Source organism: Cyanobium sp. ULC065, assembly GCF_977927515.1.
Window position 1 is genome coordinate 1,851,254 of record NZ_OZ376393.1, and the last position, 24,844, is coordinate 1,876,097.

Sequence of the window (24,844 nt, forward strand, 5' to 3'; positions counted from 1 at the left end):
CAGCGTACGTAGCCCGTCCAGTGCGGCTCAGATCCCCTCGGCCCGCCTCGCCTCCGCCATCAGCCGCTCCAGCCGGGTCAGCACCGATTCATTGCTCATGCGGTTGTTGAGCCGCTCGGCCAGCAGCGGAAAGGCGAACGGCCCCGGACGCGGCGTGAGCTCCAGGCGCAGCTCGCTGGCCCGCAGACGCGTGAGGGCGGCCTGCAGGCGGCCCAGCTCCAGCTGCTCGTCGAGCACCTCACGGCGTGCCTGGGCCAGCAGGCGGTTGGCCGGCTCGTGCTGCTGGAACACATCGAACAGCAGGCTGGCACTGATCTGCAGTTGGCCGCCGGTTTTGTTCTGGCCAGGAAAGCCGTTCAGCACCAGGCCGCTCACCTGGGCGATCGCGCGGAAGCGGCGGCGGCACAACTCCGACAGGTTGATCGTGCGTTCCAGGTCGTGCTGCAGCCCCGCCGCTTCCAGCAGCGCGTCGCCGGCCTGCTCGAACAGCTCGGCGAAGGGATAGCCGCGCGGCGCCAGCAGCTCGAAGCCATAGTCGTTCACTGACACCGTGATCGTGCCGGCCTGAAGCCGCGCCAGGCGGCCGGCCCAGAGGAAGCCGAGGCCCTCATGCACGAAGCGCCCTTCAAACGGATAGGCGTAGAGGTGGCTGCCTTCGCGGCTGCGGGTGATCTCCACCAGGAACTCATGCGCGCGTGGCAACGCCGACACCTCGTGCTGGCGGCGCAGCAGAGGCTCCAGGGCGCGCAGCTCGGGGGTGTCGAGCGTGGCGGCATCCTCGGGGTCGCGGCTGGCCGCCAGGGCCCGGGCGCAGCGGTCGACCTCCTGGCGCAGGTGTTCGCTGAGCAGGTCGGAGAGGGCCATCTGCCCACCGCCCCAGGCCGGCACCAGGGTGCTCTTGCGGGTGCTGGCCTTGACCAGGGCGGTCATGTCGCGCAGGCGCACGAACTCCAGCTGGCGGCCGGCGAAGAAGAACACATCACCGGGCTTGAGCCGGCTGACGAACCCCTCCTCCACATGGCCGAGCGTGGCGCCCCGCACCACCTTCACCGTGATCGAACGGCTGGCAGTGATCGTGCCGATGTTGAGGCGGTGCAGGCGGGCGATGGCGGTCTCGCGCACCCGGTAACGGAAGGGAGCTTCTGCATGGTCTTGCGCTTCACGCGTGCGTTCAGGCACCGCACCCGCCAGCAGGGTGCCTTCCAGTGCCGTGGGTTCTGCTGGCGACGCCAACGGCTCGCGTTCGAGCTTGCGGTAGCGGGGGTAGGCACCCAGGCAGTCCCCCCCGTCCTCCAGAAAACGCAGACACCACTGCCAGGTGGCCTCGTCGAGGTGGCGATAGCTCCAGGCCGTGCGCACAGTCGCGAGCTCGTGCTCGGGGTTGAAGCCGGGGCCACAGGCCAGGGTGGTGAGGTGCTGCAGCAGCACATCGAGGGGCGCCTGCGGCGGCCGGCGCCGTTCCACCAGCCCCGCCGCCAGCCCGCGCCGCATCGCGCTCACCTCCAGCAGCTCCAGGGCGTTGGTGGGCATGAACAGCACCTGGGAGGTGCCGCCGGGGCAATGGGCGGAGCGGCCGGCCCGCTGCAGCAGCCGCGCCAGGTTCTTGGCACTGCCGATCTGCACCACCCGCTCCACCGGCTGAAAGTCAACGCCCAGGTCGAGCGAGCTGGTGCACACCACCCAGCGGATCCCGCCTGTCTTCACCCCCGCTTCGATCGCCTCCCGTTCGGCCCGGTCGATCGAGCCGTGGTGCAGCGCCAGTGCCCCCTCCATTTCCGGGCAGGCATACCGCAGGCATTGATGCCACCGCTCCGACTGGTTGCGGGTGTTGGTGAACAGCAGCGTGGAGACGGCGGGATCGAGTGCCGCCACCAGCTCTTCATACATGCGTAGGCCCAGGTGACCCGCCCAGGGGAAGCCGTCGATCTGGTCGGGCAGCAGGCTGCGGATCTCGGTGTGGCGGCGCAGCTTGGCGGTGACGATCAACGGCGGCGGAGCCGCTGCCCCCACCGCCGCGCGCGCCGCCTCCTCCAGGTTGCCGATCGTGGCGCTGATTGCCCAGGTGCGCAGGCCCGGCCGGCGCTGGCGCAACCAGCTGAGGCACAACTCGCACTGGCTGCCGCGCTTGCTGCCCATCAGCTCGTGCCATTCGTCCAGCACCACAGTTTCGAGGCCGCCGAACAGCTCGTCGGCCTTGGCCCCCGCCAGCAGCACCGACAGCGATTCCGGCGTGGTGATCAGGATCTGGGGCGGCTGGCGCAGCTGGCGGCTGCGTTCGGCGCTGGCGGTGTCGCCATTGCGGATGCCCACGCGCAGCGGCCAGCCCATCGCCTCGATCGGCGCGCGGATCGCCAGGGCCAGATCGCGGCTGAGCGCCCGCAGCGGCGTGAGATAGAGCAGCCGCACACCCGCCCCGGGGCTGGCCAGCATGCGGGCGATCGGACCCATCACGGCGGCGTAGGTCTTGCCGGCGCCGGTGGGCACCTGGATCAGCCCGTCGCGGCCCTCCAGATAGGCCTTCCAGCACTGGCGCTGAAACGGCATCGGCCGCCAGCCCTGGAGCTGGAACCAGTCTTCGATCGGGCGGAGCGGCGCGCCCCTGCGGCTGGCCAAGTCGCGCCGCCCGTCAGCTGGAGAGCACGGCCACCACCACAGCGGCGATCGCCAGGATCACGGCGCCGAGCACCACCCCGGCAGCGATGTTGCCCTTACGGATCTCGCTGCGGTAGTCGATCGGCGAGAGGCGATCGAACAGCAGCAGGCCGCCGTAGATGAGGATGACGCCGAAGAACGTCCAGCCAACCGTCAGCAGCAACTGGAGCAGCGGTTTGACCATGACCACGACACGCCTTCGCCGTCAGGGTAGGGACTCCCCGGGAGCAGGCCGACCTGGCGGCAGCGCGACGGCGGCCACGACGGTGCGCTGGCCGCTGCTGGCCCTGCTGCTACCGCTGCTGCCCCTTGCGGTGCTGGCGCTCTCCGCGCTCGAACCACCGCAACGGCTGGTATTGGTGGCGACGGAGGAGCAGCCGGGCCGCAGCGAGCCCTTCGAGCTTCGCGATGGCTGGCTGGGGAGTCCGCGGATCGCCATGGAGGCGGACATCCCATCCAACAGCACGGTGGTGTTGGAAGTGCGCCTGCTCGATAAGGCAGGCAGAACGGTGTTGGAGCTGTTCAAGGATGGCTGGCGTGAGAGCGGACTTTGGACGGATGGCGGCAACAGCGGCAGCTGGCAGGAGCAGGACACGGCCCTGCTGCTCCAGCTCCGCCCACGGAGCAGCGGCCGTTTCCAACTCGAGGTGACGCCCGAAGAGCTGCTCGACGCGAGCGGCTTACCGCTCCAGGCACCGGTGACACTGCGCGGCACAGTGCGCAACCACAGCGTTGCCGCCGGCCTGCTGGTGTTCACGGCGGTGGTCACCCAGGCGATCGTGCTCTGCCTGCTGGGGGCGGTGTACGGCGCGACGCGCTCGCGGCGCCTGCTGCGGGTGGAGCACGGGGTGGCGGCTGCACGCCTGCCGCTAGGCGGGCCGGGGCTGGTGAAGCTGGTGGTGAACGCTCACTGGGAGCTTCCCGATGGCGCCAAGCCTGAGACGTATCCGCCCACCACGGCCTTGCTCTGCTTAAGCCTCAACGATGCGGCCGGCGAGCGTCGCCTCGATCATCAGGTCACTCTGCAGTTAGTCAAGCAGGCGAGCGATGGCGATCACTGGCTCACGCTTTCTGAGGCGTACTACCTGCGGCTGGCGGAACCCGGCAGCTACCGGGTGCGGGTGACGGTGCCGGAAGCCTTCACTCCCCAGGACGACCCCTGGGAGATCGAATGGCTGGAGCTGTGGGTGGAGGATGGCATCAATACGGCCTTCCAGGTGCCGTTGCTGCCGATCCGCCCACCGGGCGCCCGCGCCTGAGATGCTCAGAGAGTTGGGAGACCGCTCGACATGCCCCGCGAACAAGCGGTGATCCTGCTACTGGCCGTCGGCGCCGTGGGCGTGGGCACCGGCACGGCCATCCTGCAGCCGGCTCTGTTCCGCCTTGGCCAGGAGGGCACGCCGGCCAGCTTCAGCGGCGTGCGCTACGGCGGCAGCTACCGGGCGGGCCGCTGGGTAGCGGCGCCGGACCGCTCGCGCAGCTGGTCGGGCTTTCAGGGGCGAGGACCGGGCTCCGCCAAGTGACCACCGCTGCCGCCCCGCCGCTGCGCCCCCTGCAGGTGTGGGTGCTGCTGGCGGCGGCAGCGGTGTCCTCCACCGTGAGCCTGGTGCTGGAGCTGATGCTCGCCACCCAGGCCAGTTACCTGCTGGGCGACCACACCCTGGCCACCGGCATCGTGGTGGGCACCTTTCTGGCGGCGATGGGCCTGGGGGCCTGGCTGAGCCAGTTCCTCGCCTGTGGCCCCAACCCGTTCGCCCGGCTGCTGCGGCTGTTCCTGCTGGTGGAACTGCTGCTCAGCCCGCTGTGCCTGCTGGCGCCGCTCGGGCTGTTCGCCCTGTTCGGTGCCGGCGGGCCGGTCTGGCTGGGGCTGGTGGTGCTCACCCTGCTGGTGGGGGTGCTGGGCGGCATGGAGGTGCCGCTGCTCACCCGCCTGCTGGAGACCCAGCAGCACCTGCGCACGGCGCTGGCACGGGTGCTGGCGCTCGATTACCTGGGCGCGTTGGTGGGGGCGCTGCTGTTCCCGCTGGTGCTGCTGCCCTGGCTGGGCCTGCTGCCCACCGCCGGCCTGCTGGCGCTGGTGCCGCTGCTCAGTTGCCTGGTGATCTGCCGGGTGTTCCCCCTGAGCCGCCGCTGGCGCTGGTTGGTGGGGGGCACGTTGCCGCTGGTGGCTCTGGTGGCCTGGGCTGTGCTGCCCCTGGGCGACAGGATCGAAGACAGCCTCTACGACGACCCGGTGGTGGGCCGGGTGCAGAGCCGTCACCAGCGCATCGTGCTGACGCGCCGCCGCGACGACCTGCGCCTGTTCCTCGACGGCAACCTGCAGTTCTCGAGCCTCGACGAATACCGCTACCACGAGGCGCTGGTGCATCCGGTGATGGCCTTCCACCAGCAGCCCCATCGCGTGCTGCTGCTCGGTGCCGGTGATGGCCTGGCACTGCGGGAGGTGCTGCGCTGGCCGGGTGTGCAGCGAGTGGATCTGGTGGAGCTGGATCCCGCCATGCTCCAGCTGGCGCGCCGGCACCCCTTTCTGCGGCGGCTCAACCAGGGCAGCCTCGACGACCCGCGGGTGCATCTCCACAGTGGCGACGCCTTCGAGCGGGTGCGGCACCTGCCCGGCGCCTACGACGTGGTGATCGCCGACTTTCCGGATCCCGCCACCGCACCGCTGGCGCGTCTCTACAGCGTCAGCTTCTACGGCCGGCTGCTGCAGTTGCTGGCGCCGGACGGGCGGCTGGTGACCCAGGCCTCCACGCCCTTCTTCACCCCCAAAGTGCTGGCCTCGATCCAGGCCACCTTCGAGCAACTGCCGCTCACCACGCGCGCCTACAGCGTGGATGTACCCAGCTTCGGCCCCTGGGGCTTCGTGATCGCCTACCGCGCGGGCCAGACCCTGCAGGCCGCCCCGTTGCCGTTCAGCGGCCGCTGGGCCGATGACGACCAGATCGCCCGCCTGTTCCCGCTGCCGCGGGACCTGCGCCTGCCGGCCGGCCAGCAGGTGCGGCCGAACCGCCTGCTGCGTCCTGTGCTGTCCGAGTACCAGCGCCAGAGCCGCTGGTCGGGGCCGTGAGCTGAGCAATGGTGGCGATGTGCCTGGCCGCCAGGGTGGTGTCGATAGGCTCGCCGCTACCGGCGGCCGTGGCCGGCCCTTGGAATCGAGCCGATGACGGTCTGGATCGTGCTGCTGGGGCTGCTGGTGGCAGCTGTCGTGGTGATGCAGCTGCGGCGCTGGTGCCGCCGTCCGGCTGCCTTGCCCCAGGACCGCACCCTGTTCACCCTCCGCTACGGCGACATCGTGCAGTTCGAAGGGCGCGACTGGGTGGTGGAGGACAGGCTGCTGTGTGCCGAGGAAGGCTTCGAGTGGCTGGAGTATCTGCTGCGTGACGGCAACGACGCCCGCTGGTTGAGCGTCAGTGAAGACGACTGGCTGGAGGTGAGTTGGCTGGAGAGCGTCAGCGCTTCGGCATTGGATCCAGCGTCGCTGGCTGGTTGCGGCGCAGGCCGCTTCCCGGCGCGGCTGCAGCTGGACGGCGTCACCTACGCGCTCAAGGAGCAGGGCCGGGCTTCGATCAGCTCCAGCGCGCGGGTGATGAACCGGCGCCAGAGCGGCTGCCGCTACGCCGATTACACCGCCAGCGGCGGCCTGGTGCTGTCGCTGGAGCAGTGGGATCTGGCCGCTGCTGCCGCTGCCGGTCAGACCCCCGACCCGCCCGAGCTCAGCGTGGGCCGCCTGATCGATCCCGGCCAGCTCAGCCTCTTGCCCGGCGATGGGCGCTCGGTGTACCGCTGAGTTGGTCTACCGCTAGGGGCGGTGACCCTGCCGCCATGGGGTGGGTGCCATCCCACGGTTGCAGCCGTCATCCGTATACGGACCCTGGTCCTGACCTGTCGTCCTCCAGCAGGGCTTCGGCGGCGCTCAGGGTGTCGGCCTCGGCCGCGGGTTTGTCCTGCCGCCAGCGCAGGATGCGCGGGAAACGCACTGCCACGCCGCTCCGGTGCCGGCCGGAGCGCTGGATGCCTTCAAAGCCCAGGGTGAACACCTGCAGCGGCTCCACGGCCCGCACCGGCCCGAAGCGTTCGGTGGTGTGGCGCCGGATCCAGCGATCAAGCTCAGAGATCTCGGCATCATCAAGACCGGAATAGGCCTTGGCGAAGGTCACCAACTGGCGCGGGCTGGTCCCTTGTCCTGACGGTTCCGGATCCACCGAGTCAGATGGTGCGGTGGCCCATAGCCCGAAGGTGTAGTCGGTGAAGAGGTTGGCGCGGCGGCCGCTGCCTGCCTGGGCATAGAGCAGCACTGCATCGAGCTCCATCGGCTCGAGCTTGTGTTTCCACCAGTGGCCCCGCTTGCGGCCCGCAAGATACGGCGAGTCCAGCCGCTTGAGCATCAAGCCCTCGGCACCGGCCTGGCGCGCCTGGCTGCGCAGCGGCTCCAGCTCCTCCCAGCTCTGGAACGGCAGCCCGGTCGAGAGGCGCAGAACCCCCTTCAACTCCTCAGCGGCGGTCTCCCCCAACCGCGCGCCGAGCTGGACCAGGTCCTGCAGCCGCGCCGCCAGGGGGTGCTGGCGCTGGTCACGGCCGCCCGCTTCCAGCAGGTCATAGGCAACGAAGGCAGCCGGGCAGGCCTGACGCAACGCTCGACTCACGCTGCGCCGCCCCAGGCGCCGTTGCAGGGCCGCAAATCCGAGCGGACGGTCCGCCGCCGGCGGCCACACGATCACTTCCCCATCGAGCACGGTGCCGTCCGGCAGGGCATCGCCCAGCGCCACCAGCTCCGGGAAGCTCTCGTTCACCAGATCTTCGCCACGGCTCCAGAGAAAGGTGGTGCCGGCGCGGCGGATCAGCTGGCCGCGGATGCCGTCCCATTTCCACTCGGCGCGCCAATCAGCGGGGTCGTCCGTCAGCAGCCGCTCCGGCTCCAGTGGACTGGCCAGGAAAAAGGGATAGGGGCGGCTGATCGGTGCGTCCTCACCGCTGGTGGTGGGGCTGAGCAGGGCGGTGAAGGCAGCGGCACTGGGCACGAAGCCACCCATCAGCCGATGGGCCAGCTCCGCCTCCTCCAGCTGGCTCACCTCGGCCAGGGCACGTGTGACCAGGCCGGTGGATACCCCCACCCGGAAACCGCCACTCAGCAGCTTGTTGAACACGAACACCTGCGATGGCGGCAGGGATGACCAGATCTGCAGCACCGCCTGCGCCTGCACTTCGCCGTCGAGCGCAGCCAGCGCCGGCAACCGCTCTGCCATCCACACCGACAGCGGCAGGTCGAGCGGTTCGCCAGCCGGCAGCTTCAGCTGGGGCAACAGCAAGGCGATCGTTTCCGCCGAATCCCCCACCTGGGAGTGGCAGGCCTCGAACAACCATTCCGGCAGCCCGGCCGCCCCGAGGCAGATCTCCCGTAAACGCCGTCCGGTGAGCAGCCGACGGCGCCGCTTGCCGAGCAGCAACTGAAGCGCCCAGGCCGCATCGCCCGCGGGCGCTTCGCGGAAGTACCCCACCAGCGCCGCCACGCGCGCCTTGGTGCCGCTGCTGCGATCCAGGCACTCGAACAGGTCACAGAAGGCGTGCACAGGCAGGGGATGGGTGGGCAGGGCATCGGCCCTGGCGCCGGTTGTAGCGATCAGGCCTGAGGCGGCGTGACCAAAGGGCAATCGGCAATCAGCGTGAGGATGAGCGCCATCCGCTACGTGCGCCGGAAGCCTCAAGCGCCAAGGCCAGTCCTGGCAGAACCCTCGGAACGTGAATTCCTTCAGAGCAGGAGGTTGGAGCGTGCGAACAGATCGACACCCAGCAACTTCACCTCAAAGTCAGGCTTGCCGTTGCCATCGACATCACCCTGCAACAAAGCATGGCGGAAAGGGGAGACATCAATCCTCAACTGGCCCGCCGTACCATTGAACTGCCGCTGCCCGATCCAGCTGAAGCGTTGCTGCCCCGCTTGAAGTGAACAGGCATCCACCGCTGCGAGATCGATCTGATCGGAAGGATCGAAGTCGGTGATCACATCGCGCTGGTGCTTGGTGTTGAGGCTGCTGTCGGCCCGGACGTAGACGAAGACATCGCGACCATCACGGCCTGGCAGAGCCTGCCTGGATCCCCCCAAGGGCTGACGGGTGATGGCATCACGGCCGGGTTCCTGCTGGCCACTGGGCGGCGTTGCTCCCCCGGAGAGCAGATCCGCTCCGTAACCGCCGGAGATCACATCATTGCGGCGGGTGCCCACCACTTCATCATTGCCGGAGCTGCCGGTGGAGGCGGAAGCCAGCGCACCGATGGTGATGGTGAGCTGCTGAAGATTTCCTTGATAATTGGCGTTGTAGTCGTCCTTGGCGAAGGTGTAGAAACCAACGAAGTTCTGGTTGCCATTGGCATAAAGACCCATCCCGCCTTCGGTGTTGGCCTGGGCACGCAGGATCGACGTATAAGCGTTCGGATTGGAGGGGTCGTCCGGCGCATAATTGCCAGCAGGAGCACCCGGCGTGCCAAAGGCATAGCCGAAATTCCACACATTGAAGTTGGACGCATAGAAGAGTGAGTCGTCGGAGGGATCCACACTCGATCCGGCTCCATTGTTCATCGTGCTCCAGTTGAGATTGCTGGAGAAATCGAAGCCGAAGGTGGGCGAAGGGTAGCCAGCAGGCAGCGGCACCCCGGCCGCCAGGGCGGGCAGGGCGGGGATTCCCCGCAGGCAGCTTGCTGGCCTTGCCGGACGGCTGGAGCCCGCTGGCCGTAGGGGAGACTCCTCCCCAGGGCATCGGCCCCCAGGGCACGTCGGCCCCGAAGCTGGCCCATCCCGCCGCCATCGCCGGCGGCAGCGAGACGGCCGCCGCCTGCTGGGTCCAGAAAGACTCACTGGCCTGCCATTGCCAGATCGACATCGGGCCGATGAAACGACGGTTGGCAGCGTCGTAGAGGTCGGAAACGGTGCCGACGGCCGCCAGACTTGCCGCACTCTGGGGCAGGAAGTTCTGTGGAGGCAGGGCAGCCATGGCCTGGGCGATCGCCGTGGCATCCAGGAATCCGTAGGTGGTGCCATTGAGGTTCGACTGAATGGGATAGGCCCAGTCGTTGATATAGCTCACATCAGCACTGAATCCCGTGCTGCTGTAGGTTCCATCCCAGGTGTACTCATAAAAACTGAAGGCATCACGGATTGAGAGCCCACTCGGTTCGCCGCCACCGGCGTTGTTCTGGCTCGTGAAGATATCTGTGCTCGACACATAGATTCTTAGGTTGCTGCCTGATGGCACAGAGATGCTGTTCGTTCCTGTAGTGAGCGTTCCCGTGCTCACGATCTGCTCGGAGGTGTAGCCATTGGACACCACCCAGTAGCTCAGCGGCTCGCCACTGCTGTTGTTGATCGCCAGGCTGCCGGTTGTCATTCGATGATCCGGATGTGTAGCTTCGGCTGAACTCTACAGAGAACCCTTCTGCTGAGCACTGCATGACGATGCCACAGCTTTGTAGAGCGCTGCAGGCTTTCCATGCTGTCGTGCGTGTGATCAGCCGCTGGCCTGCAGGGGTGCCGATCACGCCGTGCCGACTGATTGGTTTTCCTGGGATGGACAGCATCCCTCAACTGGTGCACGCCAAGGAGCCAGCAAGGCGTGGCAGGTTGACAATGGTTTGTTGGCGCCGATGCGCCTGGCTGATCGTGGGTGAGTCCTGCAGCCTGGAGGGGTGCTGTGCGCTCCGAGCGACACAGTCGTTCTGGAAACACGGGCTCCTTGGGCAGCGTTTCAGGCAGCCACCCGTTGGGGGCCGATCAACAGGGGCACCATCTTTCCATTCAGCCGGAAGCTCTGGATGAACAGATACGTGCTGAGAAACAGAACACCGCCAACCAAAGCAGCAAGACCAAGCATCACCCCCACGCCACTGAACTGGTGACGCCACATCACCCAGAGGGCGGAGATCATCAGCATGAACGAGAAATCCAGATTGAACTGCCCGGACCAGTTCAGCTGCAGCAGGTTGCCGATGAAGACAGCCACCAGGCCCAGCCCTTGCTGGCTGATCACCACCGCCGTGTAGCCGAGAAGGGCAAGAAACATCGAGATCAGCAACGTGCGGAATGCAGTCATGGCAGCCGTGGTGTGTGATCAAATCTGCAGTGTGGCGACCATTGCCTGCGGCCTGACCCATGCATGCAGCCGGCACGGAGGGCAACCGGGAGCAACAGCATCGGAGGGGTCGCCTCTGCAATTGTACCGGCAATTCATGAAGGTTCAGCCTGCAGTCAGCAGCCATTCGCTTTCATCATTCGCCGGCAACCCTCCATCCGAAGGCAAGCAACTCTGCCCGCCAAGGCCGGCAACAGCGAACCCATCGACGCACGAAGACAGTCAAGTCGTGACGCCAAGGTGTGCCGTCTGATGCAGAGCTTCGGGGCTCGCGGACTCCGTCCACGAGGTCAAAGGTCACAACCCCCCCCTACGTTTCTTCCCCACGCTCCGCCGCAATGCCGCCGCTGAGGGGCTCGGCACTGATGCCTTCCACGTCGCGCAGGTAGCGGGCCAGCACGTCGCTCTGGCCGTGGGTCACGTACACCTGCTGGGCGCGGCTCTGGCGCACGGTGTTGAGCAGACCGTTCCAGTCGGCGTGGTCGCTGAGCACGAAGCCCCGCTCGTAGCCGCCCCGCCGCCGGGCACCGCGCACCGCCATCCAACCGCTCACGAAGCCCGTCTGCGGTGCCTTGAACCGCTTCATCCACACCGAACGATGCGCCGACGGGGGCGCCAGTACCAGCCGGCTCGCCATTGGCTCACTGCGGGGCAGCTCACTCACGGGCCGGGTGGGCGGCATGGCGATCCCCTGCTCGCGGTAAGGCGCCATCAGGGTCTGCACGGCGCCATGCAGGAGCACCTCCTCTCTCACGCCCAGCTGGTGCAGCTCCGCCAGCAGACGCTGCGCCTTGCCGAAGGCGTAGCAGAACAGGATCGAGGGCCGCTCCGGGGCACCTTTCCACCAGGCGTGGATCTCGGCAGCCACCTCCTGGCCCGGCCGCCAGCGATACACCGGCAGACCGAAGGTGGCCTCGGTGATCAGCACATCGGCCTGCACCGACTCGAACGGCACGCAGCTGGGGTCGGCGTCACGCTTGTAATCGCCGCTGATCAGCCAGGTTTCACCGCCGGCGCTGATCCGCACCTGGGCCGAACCCAGCACATGCCCGGCGCTATGAAACGACACGGTGGCGTCGCCGAGGCGCAGCTCCTGGCCGTAGGCCATCTGGCGGAGATCAATGCCCTGGCCCAGTCGCTGGCGCAGCACGCCGGCGGCGCTGCCCACCGCCCAGTACACCTGGCTGCCGGGCCGGGCGTGGTCAGCGTGGGCGTGGGTGAGCAGGGCGCGTGGCACCGGGCGCCAGGGGTCGATCCAGGCGTCGGCGGCCGGGCAGTAGAGCCCCTGGGGGGTGTGCTGGATCAGGGAGCCCGGCGGCAGCAAGGGTCCCTGCTCAGAGGCTCATATCCAGCATGCGCTGGATCGGCAGCAGCGCCCGGGTGCGCACCGCTTCATCCAGCTCGATCGCCGGCTCCAGCGTGGCCAGGCAGTGCCAGAGCTTCTCGAGCGTGTTCAGGCGCATGTAAGGGCAGGCATTGCAGCTGCAGCCGTCCTGCCCGGGCACTTCATAGAAGGTTTTATGGGGCAGCTTCAGGCGCATCTGGTGCAGGATGCCCGGCTCGGTGAGCACGATGAAAGCGGTGGCCTCGCTGGTTTCGGCGCGGTGCAGCAGCTTGCTGGTGGAGCCGATGAAGTCGGCCAGATCCAGCATGTTGGGCAGGCATTCCGGGTGGGCGATCACCTCGGCCCCGGGATGATCGAGCCGCAGCTTCAGCAGCGCCTGCTCGCTGAAGGTTTCGTGCACGATGCAGCTGCCGGGCCAGAGAGTGAGTTCACGGCCGCTCTGGCGCGCCACCCAGCGGCCCAGGTTCTGATCCGGCGCGAACAGGATTGGCCGGTCGGCGGGCAGCTGTTGCACCAGGCTCACGGCGTTGCTGCTGGTGCAGATCAGGTCGCTCTGCGCCTTCACCGCCGCTGAACAGTTGATGTAGCTCACCACGTAGTGGTGTGGGTGCTGGGCGCGGAAGGCGGCGAACGCTTCGGCGGGGCAGGCATCGGCCAGGGAGCAGCCCGCTTCCAGATCGGGCAGCAGCACCGTTTTGCCTGGATTGAGGATCTTGGCGGTTTCGGCCATGAAATGAACGCCGCAGAACACGATCACCTCGGCGTCGGTGTGGGCGGCGCGGCGGGAGAGTTCGAGCGAATCGCCGATCACATCGGCGATGTCCTGGATCTCAGCGTTCTGGTAGTAGTGCGCCAGGATCACGGCGCGGCGTTGCCTGGCCAGCTCCCGGATCGCCTGCGGCAGCGCGTGCCGGGCGGGAGCGGGGCCGGCGATCAGCGGCCTGGTAGAGAGCGGGCTGGTGGTGACGGTGTCGATGGCGGGAGTGGAGGGTGTCGCGGACGGCGCCCAGAAGGCTTCTGGGCCAAGATGACACCACCCTAGGGACGGGGCCCGGCCCGCATGCGCATTGCGATCGCCGGCGACCTGCACGGGCAATGGGATGCCAGCGATGTGGATCTGCTCCACCGGCTCGCTCCTGATGCGGTGCTGGTGGTCGGCGACCTCAGCGATGGCCAGGAGCGCATCGCCGCCAGCCTGGGGCGGCTGGAGTTGCCCCTGGCCTGCATCCTCGGCAACCATGACGCCGGCCGTGATGCCAGCGGCCGCTGCCTGCGGCGCCAGATCGAGCTGCTGGGGGATCGCCATTGCGGCTGGGCGCTGCGGCAGCTGCAGCCCCCGGGGCTGGCGGTGGTGGGCGCCCGGCCCGGCAGCGCCGGCGGTGGCTTCCATCTCTCACAGGCGGTGCAGGCGGTCTGGGGGCCGATGAGCGTCGACGACTCAGCCCAGCGCATCACCAACGCCGCCTTGGCGGCCGATCCGGCCCTGCCGCTGCTGGTGCTGGCCCACAGTGGGCCGGCCGGTCTGGGCAGCGAGGCCCAGGACCCCTGCGGTCGCGACTGGAAACCACCCGCGTGTGACTGGGGCGACCAGGACCTGACCCTGGCGATCGAGCGCATCCGCCGCCACCGGCCCGTGCCACTGGTGGTGTTCGGCCACATGCACCACGCGCTCAAGCGCGGCCGGGGCCTGCGCCGCAGCTTTGTGATCGACCGCAGCGGCACCGCCTATCTCAACAGCGCCTGTGTGCCGCGCCATGGCGTCGATCAGGAGGGCCGTGCCCTGCGCCACTTCTCCTGGGTGGAACTGGTGGACGGCAGGGTGCGGCGCGCCAGCCACCGCTGGTACCACCCCGGCGGTGAGCTGCTCTATGAACAGTTGCTGGTGCAGCAACCGTTGGCCGTGCCGTGCTGATCTATGCGTGCGTGAGCGGCCACGGCTTCGGCCATGGCTCCCGGGTGGCCTCGGTGCTGCTGGCGCTGGCGACGCTCCGGCCACGCTGGCGGCTGGTGCTCTCCACCTCGCTGCCGCCCTCCTTTCTCCAGCTGGCCCTGGCGGGGGTGCCGTTCGAGCATCGCCCGCTGCGCTGGGATGTGGGCGCGATTCAGGCCGATGCGCTCGGTGTGGATGGAGACGCCACCCTGGCAGCGCTGGAGGCCGTGACTGCCTCGCTGCCGCCGCTGCTGGAGGCGGAAGCGCACTGGCTGCAGCAGCAGGGGGAACCGGTGCTGCTGCTGGGGGATGTGCCGCCGGCGGCGGCGCGGCTGGCGGCGTTGGTGCAGCGGCCGCTGGTGTGGATGGGCAACTTCGGCTGGGACGACATCTACGCGCCCATGGGGGGGGCCTTCCTCGACTGGGCCGAGCGCTTCCACCACGATTACCGCCGCGGCACGCACGTGATTCGCTGCCCGTTTTCGATGGCGATGGATTGGGGTCTGCCGGAGACGGCGGTGGGCCTGACGGCAGCAGCGCCGCAGCTGGCGGCGGACGCGTTGCGGCAGCGGCTCGACCTGCCGGCCGAGCGGGAGCGCTGCGTGATGGTGAGCTTCGGTGGGCTGGGTTTTGCCCTGGGCCCTGAGCCCTACGCCCGCTGGCCCGGCTGGACCTTTGTGACCACCGACGCCAGCGCGTCGGCGGCGCCGAATGTGCACCTGCTGCCGGCGGACGTGCGCCCCCTGGAGCTGATGCGGCTGTGCGGCCGCCAGATCAGCAAGGCCGGCTACAGCACCTTCTGTGAGGCGTTGGGCCAGGGCACGGGGGTGCATCTGGTGGAGCGCCATGGCTTCGCTGAAGCGGCAGTGCTGGAAGGCTGGCTGCGGCGCCACGGCCGGCACCGGCTGCTGAGCCAGCCGCAGCTGCTGGCCGGCGACTGGCAGCTCGACCAGCCGCTGCTGCCCCCCAGCGACGATCCGCTGGCAGCCGATGGCGCTCAGCAAGCGGCGGCTCAGTTGGTGCAGCTGGCCGAAGGGATGGCGCCCTGAACAACAGCGCTGATCGCTGGGGAGCATTGCAGCGCAGCCGTTCTGGTGTATTTCACTACTGAGCGGCTTCAATCAGCAGATCTGATCAACCAGCTCAGATTGATCGGAGCAGCAAAAAACTCAGTGCTCAACAGTGATCAGAACCGTGCGGCGCCTCAAGATAACTGGTGGACAGTCGTGCGATTGGCACATATAACCCTTGGATCCATGTTGGCGTTTGTCACATTGTGCCGAACCAAACCCGCCGCGATGGATTCATCCTTCTCTACGACGGTCCAGAAACAAGAAACTGACCTGCACATCTGAGCCGCTTCGTCAAGGTTCAGGGTCACTTCTCAGCCGATTCACAGACTTTTCAATCCCACGCGAATGCGCAGCGGAAACAACAAACCGTTGACCGATTGCGCCTAGCCACCGGCAGTCCCCCTCAGGATTCCGCCATCTTCCTTTCCCACGTCCCCTTCACTCCGACCCCCGTTTTGCGTACTCTCCGCTCCGCTGCCCGCCACCTGCTGCTGCCCGCCGCCGCGCTCGCGCTGGCGGCTCCTGCCCACGCTGCCGTGCCCAGAACGCCCTTCCTGTGGCAGGAGATCCGCCGCCCGGCTCCGGCCCCCGCTATCACCGGTCCTCACTCCATGGCGGTGGCCCTGCCCAGCGAAGTGCCGCAGGATCCCCGCTTCTTCGTGATCACCCCGGAGCGCCGCGCACTGCTCAACACGATCCGCTTCGCCGAAGGCACCTGGGCCCGCGGTGAAGACCGGGGCTACTGGATCATGTTCGGCGGCAGCCTGATGCCCTCACTGGATCGTCACCCCAACCGGGTGAACCGCACGCCGGGCTACGCCAGTGCCGCCGCCGGGGCCTACCAGTTCATGCCCTTCACCTGGACCATGGCCAGCAGCCGCTTGGGCCTGAACGGCTTCGGGCCCCATGTGCAGGATCAGGCCGCCATCTTCCTGATCCAGCGCCGCGGCGCACTCGAAAAAGCCGACCGCGGCGTGTTCACGCCCGAGCTGGCCGCCCGGCTGGCCCCGGAGTGGGCGTCGTTCCCCACCCTGGCCGGCAGCAGCTTCTACGGCCAGCCGGTGAAACGCTTCGATGAGCTGCGTCGTTTCTACGAAGCCAACCTGGCCGAGCTGCGCGCTTCACTCAGCGTGCGCATCGATGTGGCAACCGTTTCCACGCCGCCCCCGGTCTGCGACAACGACACCCTTTCCTGTGCGCTGGAGCAGGTGACGCCTACCCCCTGAGCGCTTAGCCGCTGAGATCACCCGCCCGCATTGCCCACCGGAGGTTTGCCCACCGTGCGCTGGGCGATGAGGTACGCGGCCAGAGAGCTGCCCAGGAAACCGAGGCTGTTGCGCAGCACCGGCAGCCAATCGGAGGTGCGGGTCACCACCGGGCCGAGGCCGAACACCACGAAGAGCATCACCCACAGCGGTGAGAGCAGCAGCACCCAGCTCCAGGCGACGGTATCTCCCTCCTTGCGCGGGTAGGCGGCGAAGCCCACGATCAGGCCGCCCAGCACCGAGGTGCAGAAGGTGAGCAGCCACTGCTCCTGCGGCAAGCCCGGCACCACCTGGCAGCCGCCGCGCTCCAGGCAGGTCTGCACGGCGCCGAGCGCCGCCACAATCGCGCCATCTTCGCCGTTGTCGCGCACATAGAACTGGTTGCCGTAGCGGGTCTGCAGCTCCACCCAGAAGGTGCGCGGCATCAGCGCGAACAGGGCATCGCCCACGTTGAAGTTCAGCAGGTTGCCACCGCGGGGGTCGGCCACCAGCAGCACGCTGCGCTCGTCGAGATCCCAGTACTGCTTCACCGCCAGGCCCGGAGTGCGCTCGTACTGGGTGAGCACCCGCAGCTTCCAGCCGCTGGCATCCTCGAAGCGGTCGAGCTTGTCTTCCAGGGCGGCGCGCTGACCATCGGTGAGCGCGCGTGCCAGATCGATCACTGGTGTGGGGTGATCAGGCAGCAGCTCCGGGTTGTCGGCCGCGAAGGCGGGCGCCCACGGCCAGAGCAGCAGCAGGGCGGCCAGCAGCGCCAGCCAGGACCCTGCCGCGGCGTGACGCCGGGGCGCGGGCGAGGCCGGCGAACGGGAGACGGAGGAGCGGCCCATGCGGCAGGTTCAATGTGCTCCGATTCTCCTTAACGCCAGGCCTGCCCGTGTCCGTTCCCCTCTGGCTGCAACAGCGTCTTCATGCGGCAGGCGGCAGCGTGCCCTTCCGCACCTATATGGAGTGGGCCTTGCACGATCCCGAGCACGGCGCCTACGGCGCTGGCCGTCTGCGCATCGGCCGCGCCGGTGATTTCGTGACCGCGCCTGCGCTCGGCCCGGACTTCGCCGCCCTGCTGGCCCCCCAGCTGGCCCAGTGGCTGCAGCAGCTGGACGCCGACAGGACGCTGTCGCTGGTGGAGACAGGCCCGGGCGAGGGGCAGCTGGCGGCGCAACTGGCGCAGGCACTGGTGGCCGGCTGGCCCCAGCTGGCTGCCCGCACCGAACTGGTGCTGGTGGAACCCAATGCCGGTATGGCCGCTCGCCAGCGCGAGCGGCTGCAGCACTGCCCGCTGCCGGTGCGCTGGAGCAGTTTTGGGCAGCTGGCGGACGCTCCGCTGGCCGGTGTGGTGGTGGCCCATGAGGTGCTCGATGCCCTGGCGGTGGAGCGGATCGTTTCGGACGGGGCGGCCTGGCGCCGCCAGCGGGTGACGCTCCACGCGGGGACGTTGCGGCTGGAGCCGGGCGAACCCCTGGAGCCGGAAGCGGCGGCGCGGCTGCAGCCCCTGGGGCTGGCGACGCCGGGCGCTCAGCGGCCCGCAGGCTGGTGCAGCGAACTGCATCCCGGCCTGGAGCCCTGGCTGGCGGCCTGCGGCGCTGCGCTGGGGCAAGGACGGCTGCTGGTGATCGACTACGCCCTGGAGGCCTGGCGCTACTACGCGCCCTCGCGCTGCGACGGCACCCTGATGGCCTACCGGGAGCAGCGGGCCAGCGGCGATCCGCTGCTGGAGCCGGGCACGTGGGATCTCACCGCCCACCTGTGCATCGACAGCCTGGCGGCGGCGGCGGCGGCCAGCGGCTGGCAGCTGCTGGGTCAGCGCCGTCAGGGGGAAGCCCTGCTTGCCCTGGGTCTAGCCCAGCGCCTGCACGGGCTGCAGCAATCGAGCGGGCACGGCGTGGATCTGGCCGATTTGCTGGCACGCCGCGAAGCACTGCTGCGGCTGGTGGATCCCACCGCCCTGGGTGACTTCCGCTGGCTGGCCTTCCAGCGCAGCGATCGCGAGGGTGAGATCCCGGCGGCAAGCCAGTTCCTGCAGGACCCCGATCCCACAGAAGCTGGCTGAAGCTGCAGCGAGCTGAGAGATCCCTGGCTCCGGATCAGGTAGCAAACCGGGTGATCGTGCGCAGTCCTACTAGCTGTCGCACACGGCGGGCATCGGCGGGGTCAAGCTCCAGCTGCACATCCACCACGCCATCGGTGGGGGCGCCATCGGCGGGATTCACCTGGCGCACCCGCGCCGCCAGGCTGCCGGGGAAAGCGCCGCTGAGGCTGCTGATCCGGGCCGGCTGGCCCAGACGGATGCGGGTCAGATCGCTGGCATCCACTTCGGCGATCGCTTCGAGCCGGTCGCTGGTGCCCAGCTCCAGCACGTTCATCACCCCCGGCCGCTCGCCCACGCGGGCGTAGAGGCGCAGCACCTTGCCGTCCATCGGGGCACGCAGGGCACTGCTTTCCAGCTCGACGTCGGTGCGGGCGATCGCCTGGCGGGTGCTCTCCATGCCGGCCTGGAGCTCCACCAACTGCTGCTCGCGCTGCTGCAGATCGGCGCGGGAGAGGGCCCCGACCTGCACCAGCGGCCGGAAGCGTTCCACATCGGCCTGAACGCGGTCTGCCTGGAGGCGCAGCTGCTCGGAGCGGCGCTGCAGCAACTGGCGCTCTGCCTGCAGGGCAGGGCCGCTGTCGAAGCGGGCCAGCACCTGGCCGCGCTGCACGCTGTCGCCTTCCTGCACCAGCAGTTGCACCAGGCGCGGGCTGATGCCGTTGCTGCTGAGCGGGGCGGCCAGCTTGCGGGTCTCACCCGCCAGCTCCAGCCGGCCGGGCGCCGACAGCGGCTCGAAGGGCCCGCTGGCACGCAGGGCCTGCACCACCCCGGCCCCTGAGGCCAGCAGCACGATCACGCCGAGGAGGCGGAAGCTCCTCATTTGCCTTCGTTCACGCCCCGGTTGATCACGCAACCGCCGGCGGCCCCACCGATCAGCACACCATTGCGGCAGCGGTCGCGGTTGGCCTCCGCCTGCTGCTTCGACTGCTGTGCCTGGACCGGCTCCGCGCCGACCAGGGCGGCGGCCAGCACCAGGAGATGGGCAGATCGAGGCATGAGCGGCATCTTCAACCAGGAAGCCAAGACATGACCAGACCTTACCCAGCCTGCTGGGGAGCGCCATGCCCGAGTTGTGACAGGGTGTGAGATCAGCATCGGGGTGGGGCGATTGCCGTCGCCTTCAGCTCCGCTGCCTCACCCTGCGCCGCGGCATCCTCTTTGAGCAGGAGTGGATTCTCTGGTGCGATGAAGTGACCGCCTTCCTGGAGGCGCTGCGATAGAGACGGTGCGTCGCTGCCGCTGCCATGGCCTTGATTCCGATTGCGCTCACCATCGGCGGCAGTGATTCCGGCGGCGGCGCCGGCATCCAGGCCGACCTCAAAACGTTCAGCGCCCTGCAGGTGCATGGCTGCTCGGCGATCACCTGCGTCACGGCCCAGAACACCCGCGGCGTGGAGCGGGTGGATGCCCTGCCCCGCGAGGCGTTGCGGGCCCAAGTGGAGGCAGTGACGCGGGATCTGCCGGTGGCGGCGCTCAAGACCGGCATGCTGCTCAACCAGGGCTTGATTGAGGCCACCGCCGCCGCAATCGCCCCGCTGGCGGCCGCCCGGGTGATCGATCCGGTGATGGTGTCGCGGGCAGGGGCGGTGCTGCTGGAGCTGGAGGCGATCGAGGCCCTCAAAGCCCAGCTGCTGCCGCTGGCAGACCTGCTCACCCCCAACGTGCACGAGGCACGGCTGCTGGTCGGGCGGCCGCTGGAGAGCGCCGACGATCTGGAGCTGGCGGCGGAGCGCATCGCCGCGCTGGGGCCCAAGGCGGTGCTGATCAAGGGCGGCGGGCTGCGGGGCCTGTGCGGCAGCGACGTGCTGTGGCGTGACGGCCGCATCCAGTGGTTTCGCCTGGAGCCGATCGACACGCCCCACAGCCACGGCAGCGGTTGCACCCTCTCGGCGGCGATCACAGCGGAGTTGGCCCGTGGCGCCGCACTGGCAGCGGCGATCCAGACCGCCAAGGCCTTCGTAGCGGGCGGCTTGCGCCATGCCCTGGCGATCGGCGGTGGCCAGGGTCCGCTGTGCCATTGGCATCAGGCGTTGGGGTGAAGCTGCGATCCACAGCCGCTTGCTGCTGCGCAGGAGGCGTCAAGGGGTGATGGTCTTGATGTCATCGAAGGCGCGCGCGAAGGCGGGGCGGCGGCCCAGCAGGGCCAGGTAGCGCTGGAAGATGCGCTCGCCGCAGAGACCAATGGAGCGGGCCCAGAGCACGTTGTGGCCCATGACCAGATCGGCGGCAGTGAAGGCGGTGCCGCAGATGTGGGGGTCCCGGCGCAGGCGCTCGGCCAGCTGGGGTTCCACCTGCTCCTGGAAGCGGCGGCGGGCGCGTTCAACCTCACCGGGGTCCCGTTCCGCCTGTGGCAGCAGCTTCTCGTGCAGCCGGAGCTGCCAGAGCAGGCGATCGACGCTGGTGGCACCGAACTGGAGCATCTGGAGCACGTCGGCGCGCTGCGGGGAGGCGGGCTCCGGCGGCAGCAGGCAGGCGGCGGGGTAGGCGTCCGCCAGGAACAGCACGATCGCGGCGCTCTCGATCAGGGTCTGCACGCTGCCGTCGTCGCGGACCACCTGCAGCACCGGCACGGAACGGTTGGGGTTGAGAGCCGCAAAGGCGGGGGCGAACTGGTCGCCCGCTGCCAGATCAAGGCGCTCCAACACGAAGGCCTCGCCCACGACCTCATGAAGCGCCCAGCGCACACGGGCGCTGCGGGTGGCGGAGGCGTGGAACAGCTTGAGCTGGGCGATGGTCATGGGGGGAATCAGCTCGGCGGCAGGGCCGCTTCAGGGCTCTGGGTGGAGAAAGCGACCCGTCAGGCGCACGGCCAGGGAGGCTGACCGCTGGGCGTGCCAGCGGGTGCACCCTCCGCACCAGGTGTATCGCATCGCCAAGGCCTGGACTGCGCCCGCGCCCCTGGGTCGATTTACTGTGCCTCGCGGTGACTTGACCTGCCTGGGCGCCATGGTTCTGTCCCTTCCCAGCCAAACCTGCGTGCTCGTGGTGGGAGCTGGCCCCACCGGATTGCTGCTGGCCGGAGAGCTGCAGCGCCGCGGCGTTCCGAACCTGTTGATCGACGCCCGCGCTGAAGCCCTGCATTGGGACCGGGCCACGGTGATCCACCCACGCTCGCTGGAAATCTTCGAGGCGCTCGGGCTGGTGGATCGGTTTCTCGAAGCTGGCTGCCGGCAGCGAAGAATCCTGATCCACGCCGATGGCCAGCGGCTCGGGGAACTGGATCTGGCCGACTGCGGCAGCCGCTACGGCTTCAATCTCGGCCTTTCCGAAGAGGTGACCGAAGCGATCCTCAAGGATCATCTCGAGGGGGAGGGGGGCGCGGTGCACCGCTCCTGCCGGCTGGTGGCTCTCCAGCCCCACAACGACGGCGTGACCGCCACGGTGGACTGCGATGGGCGGGAGCAGACCGTGCAGGCCCGCTGGGTGGTGGGCTGCGACGGCCTGCGCAGCACCACCCGCGAACTGAGCGGGCTCAGCTTCGAGGGCCATGGCATCGCCCGCCCCTGGGCCGTGTTCGATGCCGCGGTGGAGGGCTGGGCCGAGAGCCACGAGGTCAATGCGGCCTACCTCGACCCATCGCCCCTGATCCTCACGGCCCTGCCCGAGGGCCGTTGGCGGGTGTACCTGCGGCCCGCAGGCGACCAGGGCGACCTTGAGGCGGAGGCCGCCGCCGTGCTGCGGCGCTACTTGCCGGAGGCCCGCTTCACCGCCGTGGAGAACCCCAGCCGTTTCCACTGCCACAGCCGGGTGGCCAGCGCCTTCCGCGCCGGGCCGGTGTTTGTGGCCGGCGATGCCGCCCACGTGTGCTCTCCCGCCGAGGGGCACGGCATGAACTGCGGGCTGCAGGATGCCGCCAACCTGGCCTGGAAGCTGGCCCTGGTGCACCAAGGCGCCGCTGACTCCTCCCTGCTGGACAGCTACGAGCAGGAGCGGCGTCCGGTGGCGCAGCAGATCTGCCGCTCCAGCGACGCTACCGAGCAGGCCCACTTATTGCAGGACAGCGGCGAGCGTGCCGCCCGCGACCGGGCGATCGCCGCCATGCTGGCCAATCCGGTGGCCAGCCATCAGGAGGCGGTGGCGGAAGCCGAGATGAACGTGAGCTACGCCAGCTCGGCGATCTTGAGCGGCAGTGACAGCCAGCCGCACGGCTTCGCAGAAGCCCTCGGCTTAGGTGCCGGTCAACGGCTGCCCACCACGATCGCGGTGCCGCCCGATGCCGGCACGAGCCTTCTGCACACGCTCACACACCGGTGCGGCCACACGCTGCTGCTGCTGGCGGGCCCCGAGACGCCCCCGGAGGCACTCGCGTGCCTGCAGGCCGAACTGGAGGCCGACAGGGCTGCCGGCACGGTCCCGCAGGTCTTGGTGGAGGCGGTGGTGTCCCTACGGCTGGAGGAGGCGTCCAGCCTGGGCCTGGCGCCCCTCACGCTTCTGGCCGTGCGGCCCGACGGCTTCATCGCCCTGCGAGCCGACACCGATCACCGCAGCGCGGTGCAGCGGTATGTGGCGCTGTTGAGGGGCCGCTGATGCGCTCCGTTTCGCCAGGATGGGGACCTCAGCGTCAGGGCCCTGCCCAGGCCGCCCCAACCCGAACGTTCCGTGCCGTCATCCGTGCCGATATCCGCGCCGTCAACAGAGCCCGCACCAGCCGCGGCACCAGCGCCGACGACAGCTGAGCCGACAACCACCACGTTCGCGGCGTTTGCCCAACGGGCCGACTATTCGCTGCTGGATTCGCTGCGCGCGGACCCGCAGGCCACGGTCGATGGCGTTGATCACCAGCCCCGTCAGGTGTTCTCCGGTCATTACGTGCCGGTCACGCCCACACCGCTGCCAGCGCCGGAGCTGGTGGCACACAGCAGCACCCTCTTCCACGAGCTGGGCCTGAGCGAATCACTGGTCCGCGACGACCAGTTCCGGCGGCTGTTTTCCGGCGACATCAGCGTGGCCACAGAGCCGATGCGGCCCTACGGCTGGGCCACCGGTTATGCCCTCTCGATCTACGGCAGCGAATACATCCAGCAGTGCCCGTTCGGCACCGGCAACGGCTACGGCGATGGCCGGGCCCTTTCCGTGTTCGAAGGCGTGTTCAACGGTCGTCGCTGGGAGATGCAACTGAAAGGCGGTGGGCCCACGCCCTACTGCCGCGGCGCCGATGGCCGCGCCGTGCTGCGCTCCAGCGTGCGCGAGTTTCTGGCGCAGGAGTTGATGCACGCCCTGGGGGTGCCCACCTCCCGCTCCCTCACGCTTTATGCATCGCGATCCGAAACCGTGCGCCGGCCCTGGTATTCCCCGAACTCGCGCTCGTTCGATCCCGACATCCTGGTAAACAACCCGGCAGCGATCACCACCCGCGTGGCGCCCTCCTTCCTGCGGGTGGGCCAGCTGGAGCTGTTCGCCCGCCGCGTCCGCCGCCAGGCCCATCCGGAGGCGCTGAACGAGTTGAGGATGATCGTGGCCCACCTGATCGAGCGCAACTACCGGCAGGAGATTGAACCGGGTCTGCAGTTCAGCGACCAGGTGCTGGAGCTGGCGGGATTGTTCCGCGCGCGGCTCACTTCACTGGTGGCGAACTGGATCCGTGTGGGCTACTGCCAGGGCAATTTCAACAGCGACAACTGCGCGGCAGGCGGCTACACCCTCGACTATGGCCCCTTCGGCTTCTGCGAACTGTTTGATCCCAGATTTCAACCCTGGACCGGCGGCGGCGAGCATTTCAGCTTCTTCAATCAACCGGCAGCGGCTGAAGCCAACTTCCAGATGTTCTGGTCCGCCCTGCGGCCACTGCTCGAGGACAACACGGAGGCCCTGGCCAGGCTGGATCAGATCCGCGATGGCTTCGCCGAAGCGATGCAGCAGGAGATCGAGGCGATGTGGGCCAGCAAGCTTGGCCTGATCTCCTACGACGCCACGTTGGTGAACGAGCTGCTGCAACTGATGGTGCACTCCAAGGTCGACTACACGATCTTTTTCCGCAGGCTTTCTGCCATCCCCGAGCAACTCTCCGCCCTGACAGAGAGCTTCTACCTGCCGAATTCAGACGAGCTCGATAGGCAATGGACGCAGTGGTTGCAACGCTGGCGTGCACAAGTCACGGCCAATGGCAACCTCAGCGAGACATCTGCAGCGATGAAGCGTGTGAACCCGGCAATCACCTGGCGTGAATGGCTGATCGCACCGGCTTATCAACAAGCTGCCGAAGGCGACACCACAGCGATCCAGGAGTTGCAGGCGGTGTTCCGCCATCCCTACACAGAGTTGAGCCCGGAACTGGCGGCCACCTACGACCGCCTGAAGCCCAGGGAGTTCTTCAACGCCGGAGGAGTGTCGCACTACAGCTGCTCGTCCTGAGCCGAACCGGTCCACACGCGGA

General features: G+C 68.5%; 24 protein-coding genes. 13 read left to right on the forward strand and 11 right to left on the reverse strand.

Going from position 1 to position 24,844, the window contains the following annotated elements:
• Positions 1–27: 27 nt before the first annotated feature.
• Positions 28–2,544 (reverse strand): DEAD/DEAH box helicase, encoded by a 2,517-nt coding sequence (locus ACXMDP_RS09090; protein ID WP_259729678.1) that lies wholly within the window; start codon positions 2,542–2,544, stop codon positions 28–30.
• 82 nt (positions 2,545–2,626) lie between these two features.
• Entirely contained in the window at positions 2,627–2,836 is a 210-nt protein-coding gene (locus ACXMDP_RS09095) for a DUF350 domain-containing protein (protein ID WP_094510627.1), read from the reverse strand.
• On the opposite strand from ACXMDP_RS09095, the gene ACXMDP_RS09100 reads away from it, so the two are divergent.
• The 4 genes from ACXMDP_RS09100 to ACXMDP_RS09115 all read left to right on the forward strand — a co-directional run bounded on the left by ACXMDP_RS09100 (position 2,835) and on the right by ACXMDP_RS09115 (position 6,439).
• A complete protein-coding gene (locus ACXMDP_RS09100; protein WP_259729370.1) occupies positions 2,835–3,911 on the forward strand; it encodes a hypothetical protein in 1,077 nt (358 codons plus the stop codon). The two genes, ACXMDP_RS09095 and ACXMDP_RS09100, sit on opposite strands and share 2 nt — an antisense overlap.
• A gap of 30 nt (positions 3,912–3,941) precedes the next feature.
• Entirely contained in the window at positions 3,942–4,175 is a 234-nt protein-coding gene (locus ACXMDP_RS09105) for a hypothetical protein (protein WP_094510625.1), read from the forward strand.
• Positions 4,172–5,719 (forward strand): polyamine aminopropyltransferase, encoded by a 1,548-nt coding sequence (locus ACXMDP_RS09110; protein ID WP_259729369.1) that lies wholly within the window; start codon positions 4,172–4,174, stop codon positions 5,717–5,719. The genes ACXMDP_RS09105 and ACXMDP_RS09110 overlap by 4 nt, the downstream gene beginning before the upstream one ends.
• A 93-nt stretch (positions 5,720–5,812) precedes the next feature.
• Entirely contained in the window at positions 5,813–6,439 is a 627-nt protein-coding gene (locus ACXMDP_RS09115; RefSeq protein WP_259729368.1) for a DUF4178 domain-containing protein, read from the forward strand.
• Between the two features lie 67 nt (positions 6,440–6,506).
• On the opposite strand, the gene ACXMDP_RS09120 is transcribed toward ACXMDP_RS09115, so the two are convergent.
• Both ACXMDP_RS09120 and ACXMDP_RS09125 read right to left on the reverse strand, forming a co-directional pair.
• On the reverse strand, positions 6,507–8,219 hold the full coding sequence (locus tag ACXMDP_RS09120) for an ATP-dependent DNA ligase (protein ID WP_259729677.1): 1,713 nt from the start codon (positions 8,217–8,219) through the stop codon (positions 6,507–6,509).
• 179 nt (positions 8,220–8,398) lie between these two features.
• The gene (locus ACXMDP_RS09125) at positions 8,399–9,298 is read right to left on the reverse strand and encodes a M10 family metallopeptidase C-terminal domain-containing protein (protein ID WP_457766728.1); all 900 of its coding nucleotides are present in this window, start codon (positions 9,296–9,298) and stop codon (positions 8,399–8,401) included.
• A 44-nt stretch (positions 9,299–9,342) separates the two neighbouring features.
• Between ACXMDP_RS09125 and ACXMDP_RS09130 the strand changes: the two genes are divergently transcribed.
• On the forward strand, positions 9,343–9,561 hold the full coding sequence (locus tag ACXMDP_RS09130; RefSeq protein WP_457766729.1) for a hypothetical protein: 219 nt from the start codon (positions 9,343–9,345) through the stop codon (positions 9,559–9,561).
• Between the two features lie 827 nt (positions 9,562–10,388).
• On the opposite strand, the gene ACXMDP_RS09135 is transcribed toward ACXMDP_RS09130, so the two are convergent.
• The 3 genes from ACXMDP_RS09135 to nadA form a co-directional block, all read right to left on the reverse strand.
• Positions 10,389–10,733 carry a hypothetical protein gene (locus ACXMDP_RS09135; protein WP_259729366.1) on the reverse strand — a complete coding sequence of 115 codons (345 nt, stop codon included), beginning with the start codon at positions 10,731–10,733 and terminating at the stop codon, positions 10,389–10,391.
• 349 nt (positions 10,734–11,082) lie between these two features.
• Positions 11,083–12,078: a ligase-associated DNA damage response exonuclease gene (locus ACXMDP_RS09140; protein ID WP_259729676.1), complete on the reverse strand. Its 996-nt coding sequence runs from the start codon at positions 12,076–12,078 to the stop codon at positions 11,083–11,085.
• Between the two features lie 28 nt (positions 12,079–12,106).
• Entirely contained in the window at positions 12,107–13,054 is a 948-nt protein-coding gene (nadA, locus tag ACXMDP_RS09145; protein ID WP_259729675.1) for a quinolinate synthase NadA, read from the reverse strand.
• Between the two features lie 123 nt (positions 13,055–13,177).
• Between nadA and ACXMDP_RS09150 the strand changes: the two genes are divergently transcribed.
• The 3 genes from ACXMDP_RS09150 (at position 13,178) to ACXMDP_RS09160 (ending at position 16,346) form a co-directional block, all read left to right on the forward strand.
• Entirely contained in the window at positions 13,178–14,029 is an 852-nt protein-coding gene (locus ACXMDP_RS09150) for a TIGR04168 family protein (protein WP_259729365.1), read from the forward strand.
• Positions 14,023–15,096, forward strand: a complete 1,074-nt coding sequence (locus ACXMDP_RS09155) for a hypothetical protein (protein ID WP_259729364.1) — start codon at positions 14,023–14,025, stop codon at positions 15,094–15,096. Before ACXMDP_RS09150 ends, ACXMDP_RS09155 begins: the two co-directional genes overlap by 7 nt.
• Before the next feature lie 479 nt (positions 15,097–15,575).
• Complete coding sequence (locus ACXMDP_RS09160; RefSeq protein WP_259729363.1) at positions 15,576–16,346, forward strand: glycoside hydrolase family 24 protein; 771 nt, start codon at positions 15,576–15,578, stop codon at positions 16,344–16,346.
• 17 nt (positions 16,347–16,363) lie between these two features.
• Here ACXMDP_RS09160 and ACXMDP_RS09165 read toward each other — a convergent pair whose 3' ends face one another.
• Positions 16,364–17,212, reverse strand: a complete 849-nt coding sequence (locus ACXMDP_RS09165) for a TPM domain-containing protein (protein WP_259729362.1) — start codon at positions 17,210–17,212, stop codon at positions 16,364–16,366.
• Between the two features lie 47 nt (positions 17,213–17,259).
• Between ACXMDP_RS09165 and ACXMDP_RS09170 the strand changes: the two genes are divergently transcribed.
• The gene (locus ACXMDP_RS09170) at positions 17,260–18,432 is read left to right on the forward strand and encodes a class I SAM-dependent methyltransferase (protein ID WP_259729361.1); all 1,173 of its coding nucleotides are present in this window, start codon (positions 17,260–17,262) and stop codon (positions 18,430–18,432) included.
• 34 nt (positions 18,433–18,466) lie between these two features.
• Here ACXMDP_RS09170 and ACXMDP_RS09175 read toward each other — a convergent pair whose 3' ends face one another.
• Together ACXMDP_RS09175 and ACXMDP_RS09180 are read right to left on the reverse strand one after the other, a co-directional pair.
• The gene (locus ACXMDP_RS09175) at positions 18,467–19,291 is read right to left on the reverse strand and encodes an HlyD family efflux transporter periplasmic adaptor subunit (protein WP_259729360.1); all 825 of its coding nucleotides are present in this window, start codon (positions 19,289–19,291) and stop codon (positions 18,467–18,469) included.
• On the reverse strand, positions 19,288–19,467 hold the full coding sequence (locus ACXMDP_RS09180) for a hypothetical protein (protein ID WP_259729359.1): 180 nt from the start codon (positions 19,465–19,467) through the stop codon (positions 19,288–19,290). Before ACXMDP_RS09180 ends, ACXMDP_RS09175 begins: the two co-directional genes overlap by 4 nt.
• An 86-nt stretch (positions 19,468–19,553) precedes the next feature.
• Between ACXMDP_RS09180 and ACXMDP_RS09185 the strand changes: the two genes are divergently transcribed.
• Both ACXMDP_RS09185 and thiD read left to right on the forward strand, forming a co-directional pair.
• The gene (locus tag ACXMDP_RS09185; protein ID WP_259729358.1) at positions 19,554–19,691 is read left to right on the forward strand and encodes a hypothetical protein; all 138 of its coding nucleotides are present in this window, start codon (positions 19,554–19,556) and stop codon (positions 19,689–19,691) included.
• A gap of 24 nt (positions 19,692–19,715) precedes the next feature.
• Entirely contained in the window at positions 19,716–20,510 is a 795-nt protein-coding gene (thiD, locus tag ACXMDP_RS09190) for a bifunctional hydroxymethylpyrimidine kinase/phosphomethylpyrimidine kinase (protein WP_259729357.1), read from the forward strand.
• A 39-nt stretch (positions 20,511–20,549) separates the two neighbouring features.
• Here the strand turns inward: thiD and ACXMDP_RS09195 are convergent, their stop codons facing one another.
• Complete coding sequence (locus ACXMDP_RS09195; protein WP_259729356.1) at positions 20,550–21,209, reverse strand: glutathione S-transferase family protein; 660 nt, start codon at positions 21,207–21,209, stop codon at positions 20,550–20,552.
• 208 nt (positions 21,210–21,417) lie between these two features.
• Here ACXMDP_RS09195 and ACXMDP_RS09200 point away from each other — a divergent pair, with 208 nt between their 5' ends.
• Positions 21,418–22,998, forward strand: a complete 1,581-nt coding sequence (locus tag ACXMDP_RS09200; protein ID WP_259729355.1) for an FAD-dependent monooxygenase — start codon at positions 21,418–21,420, stop codon at positions 22,996–22,998.
• 90 nt (positions 22,999–23,088) lie between these two features.
• Entirely contained in the window at positions 23,089–24,822 is a 1,734-nt protein-coding gene (locus tag ACXMDP_RS09205; RefSeq protein ID WP_259729674.1) for a protein adenylyltransferase SelO, read from the forward strand.
• Positions 24,823–24,844 lie beyond the last annotated feature (22 nt).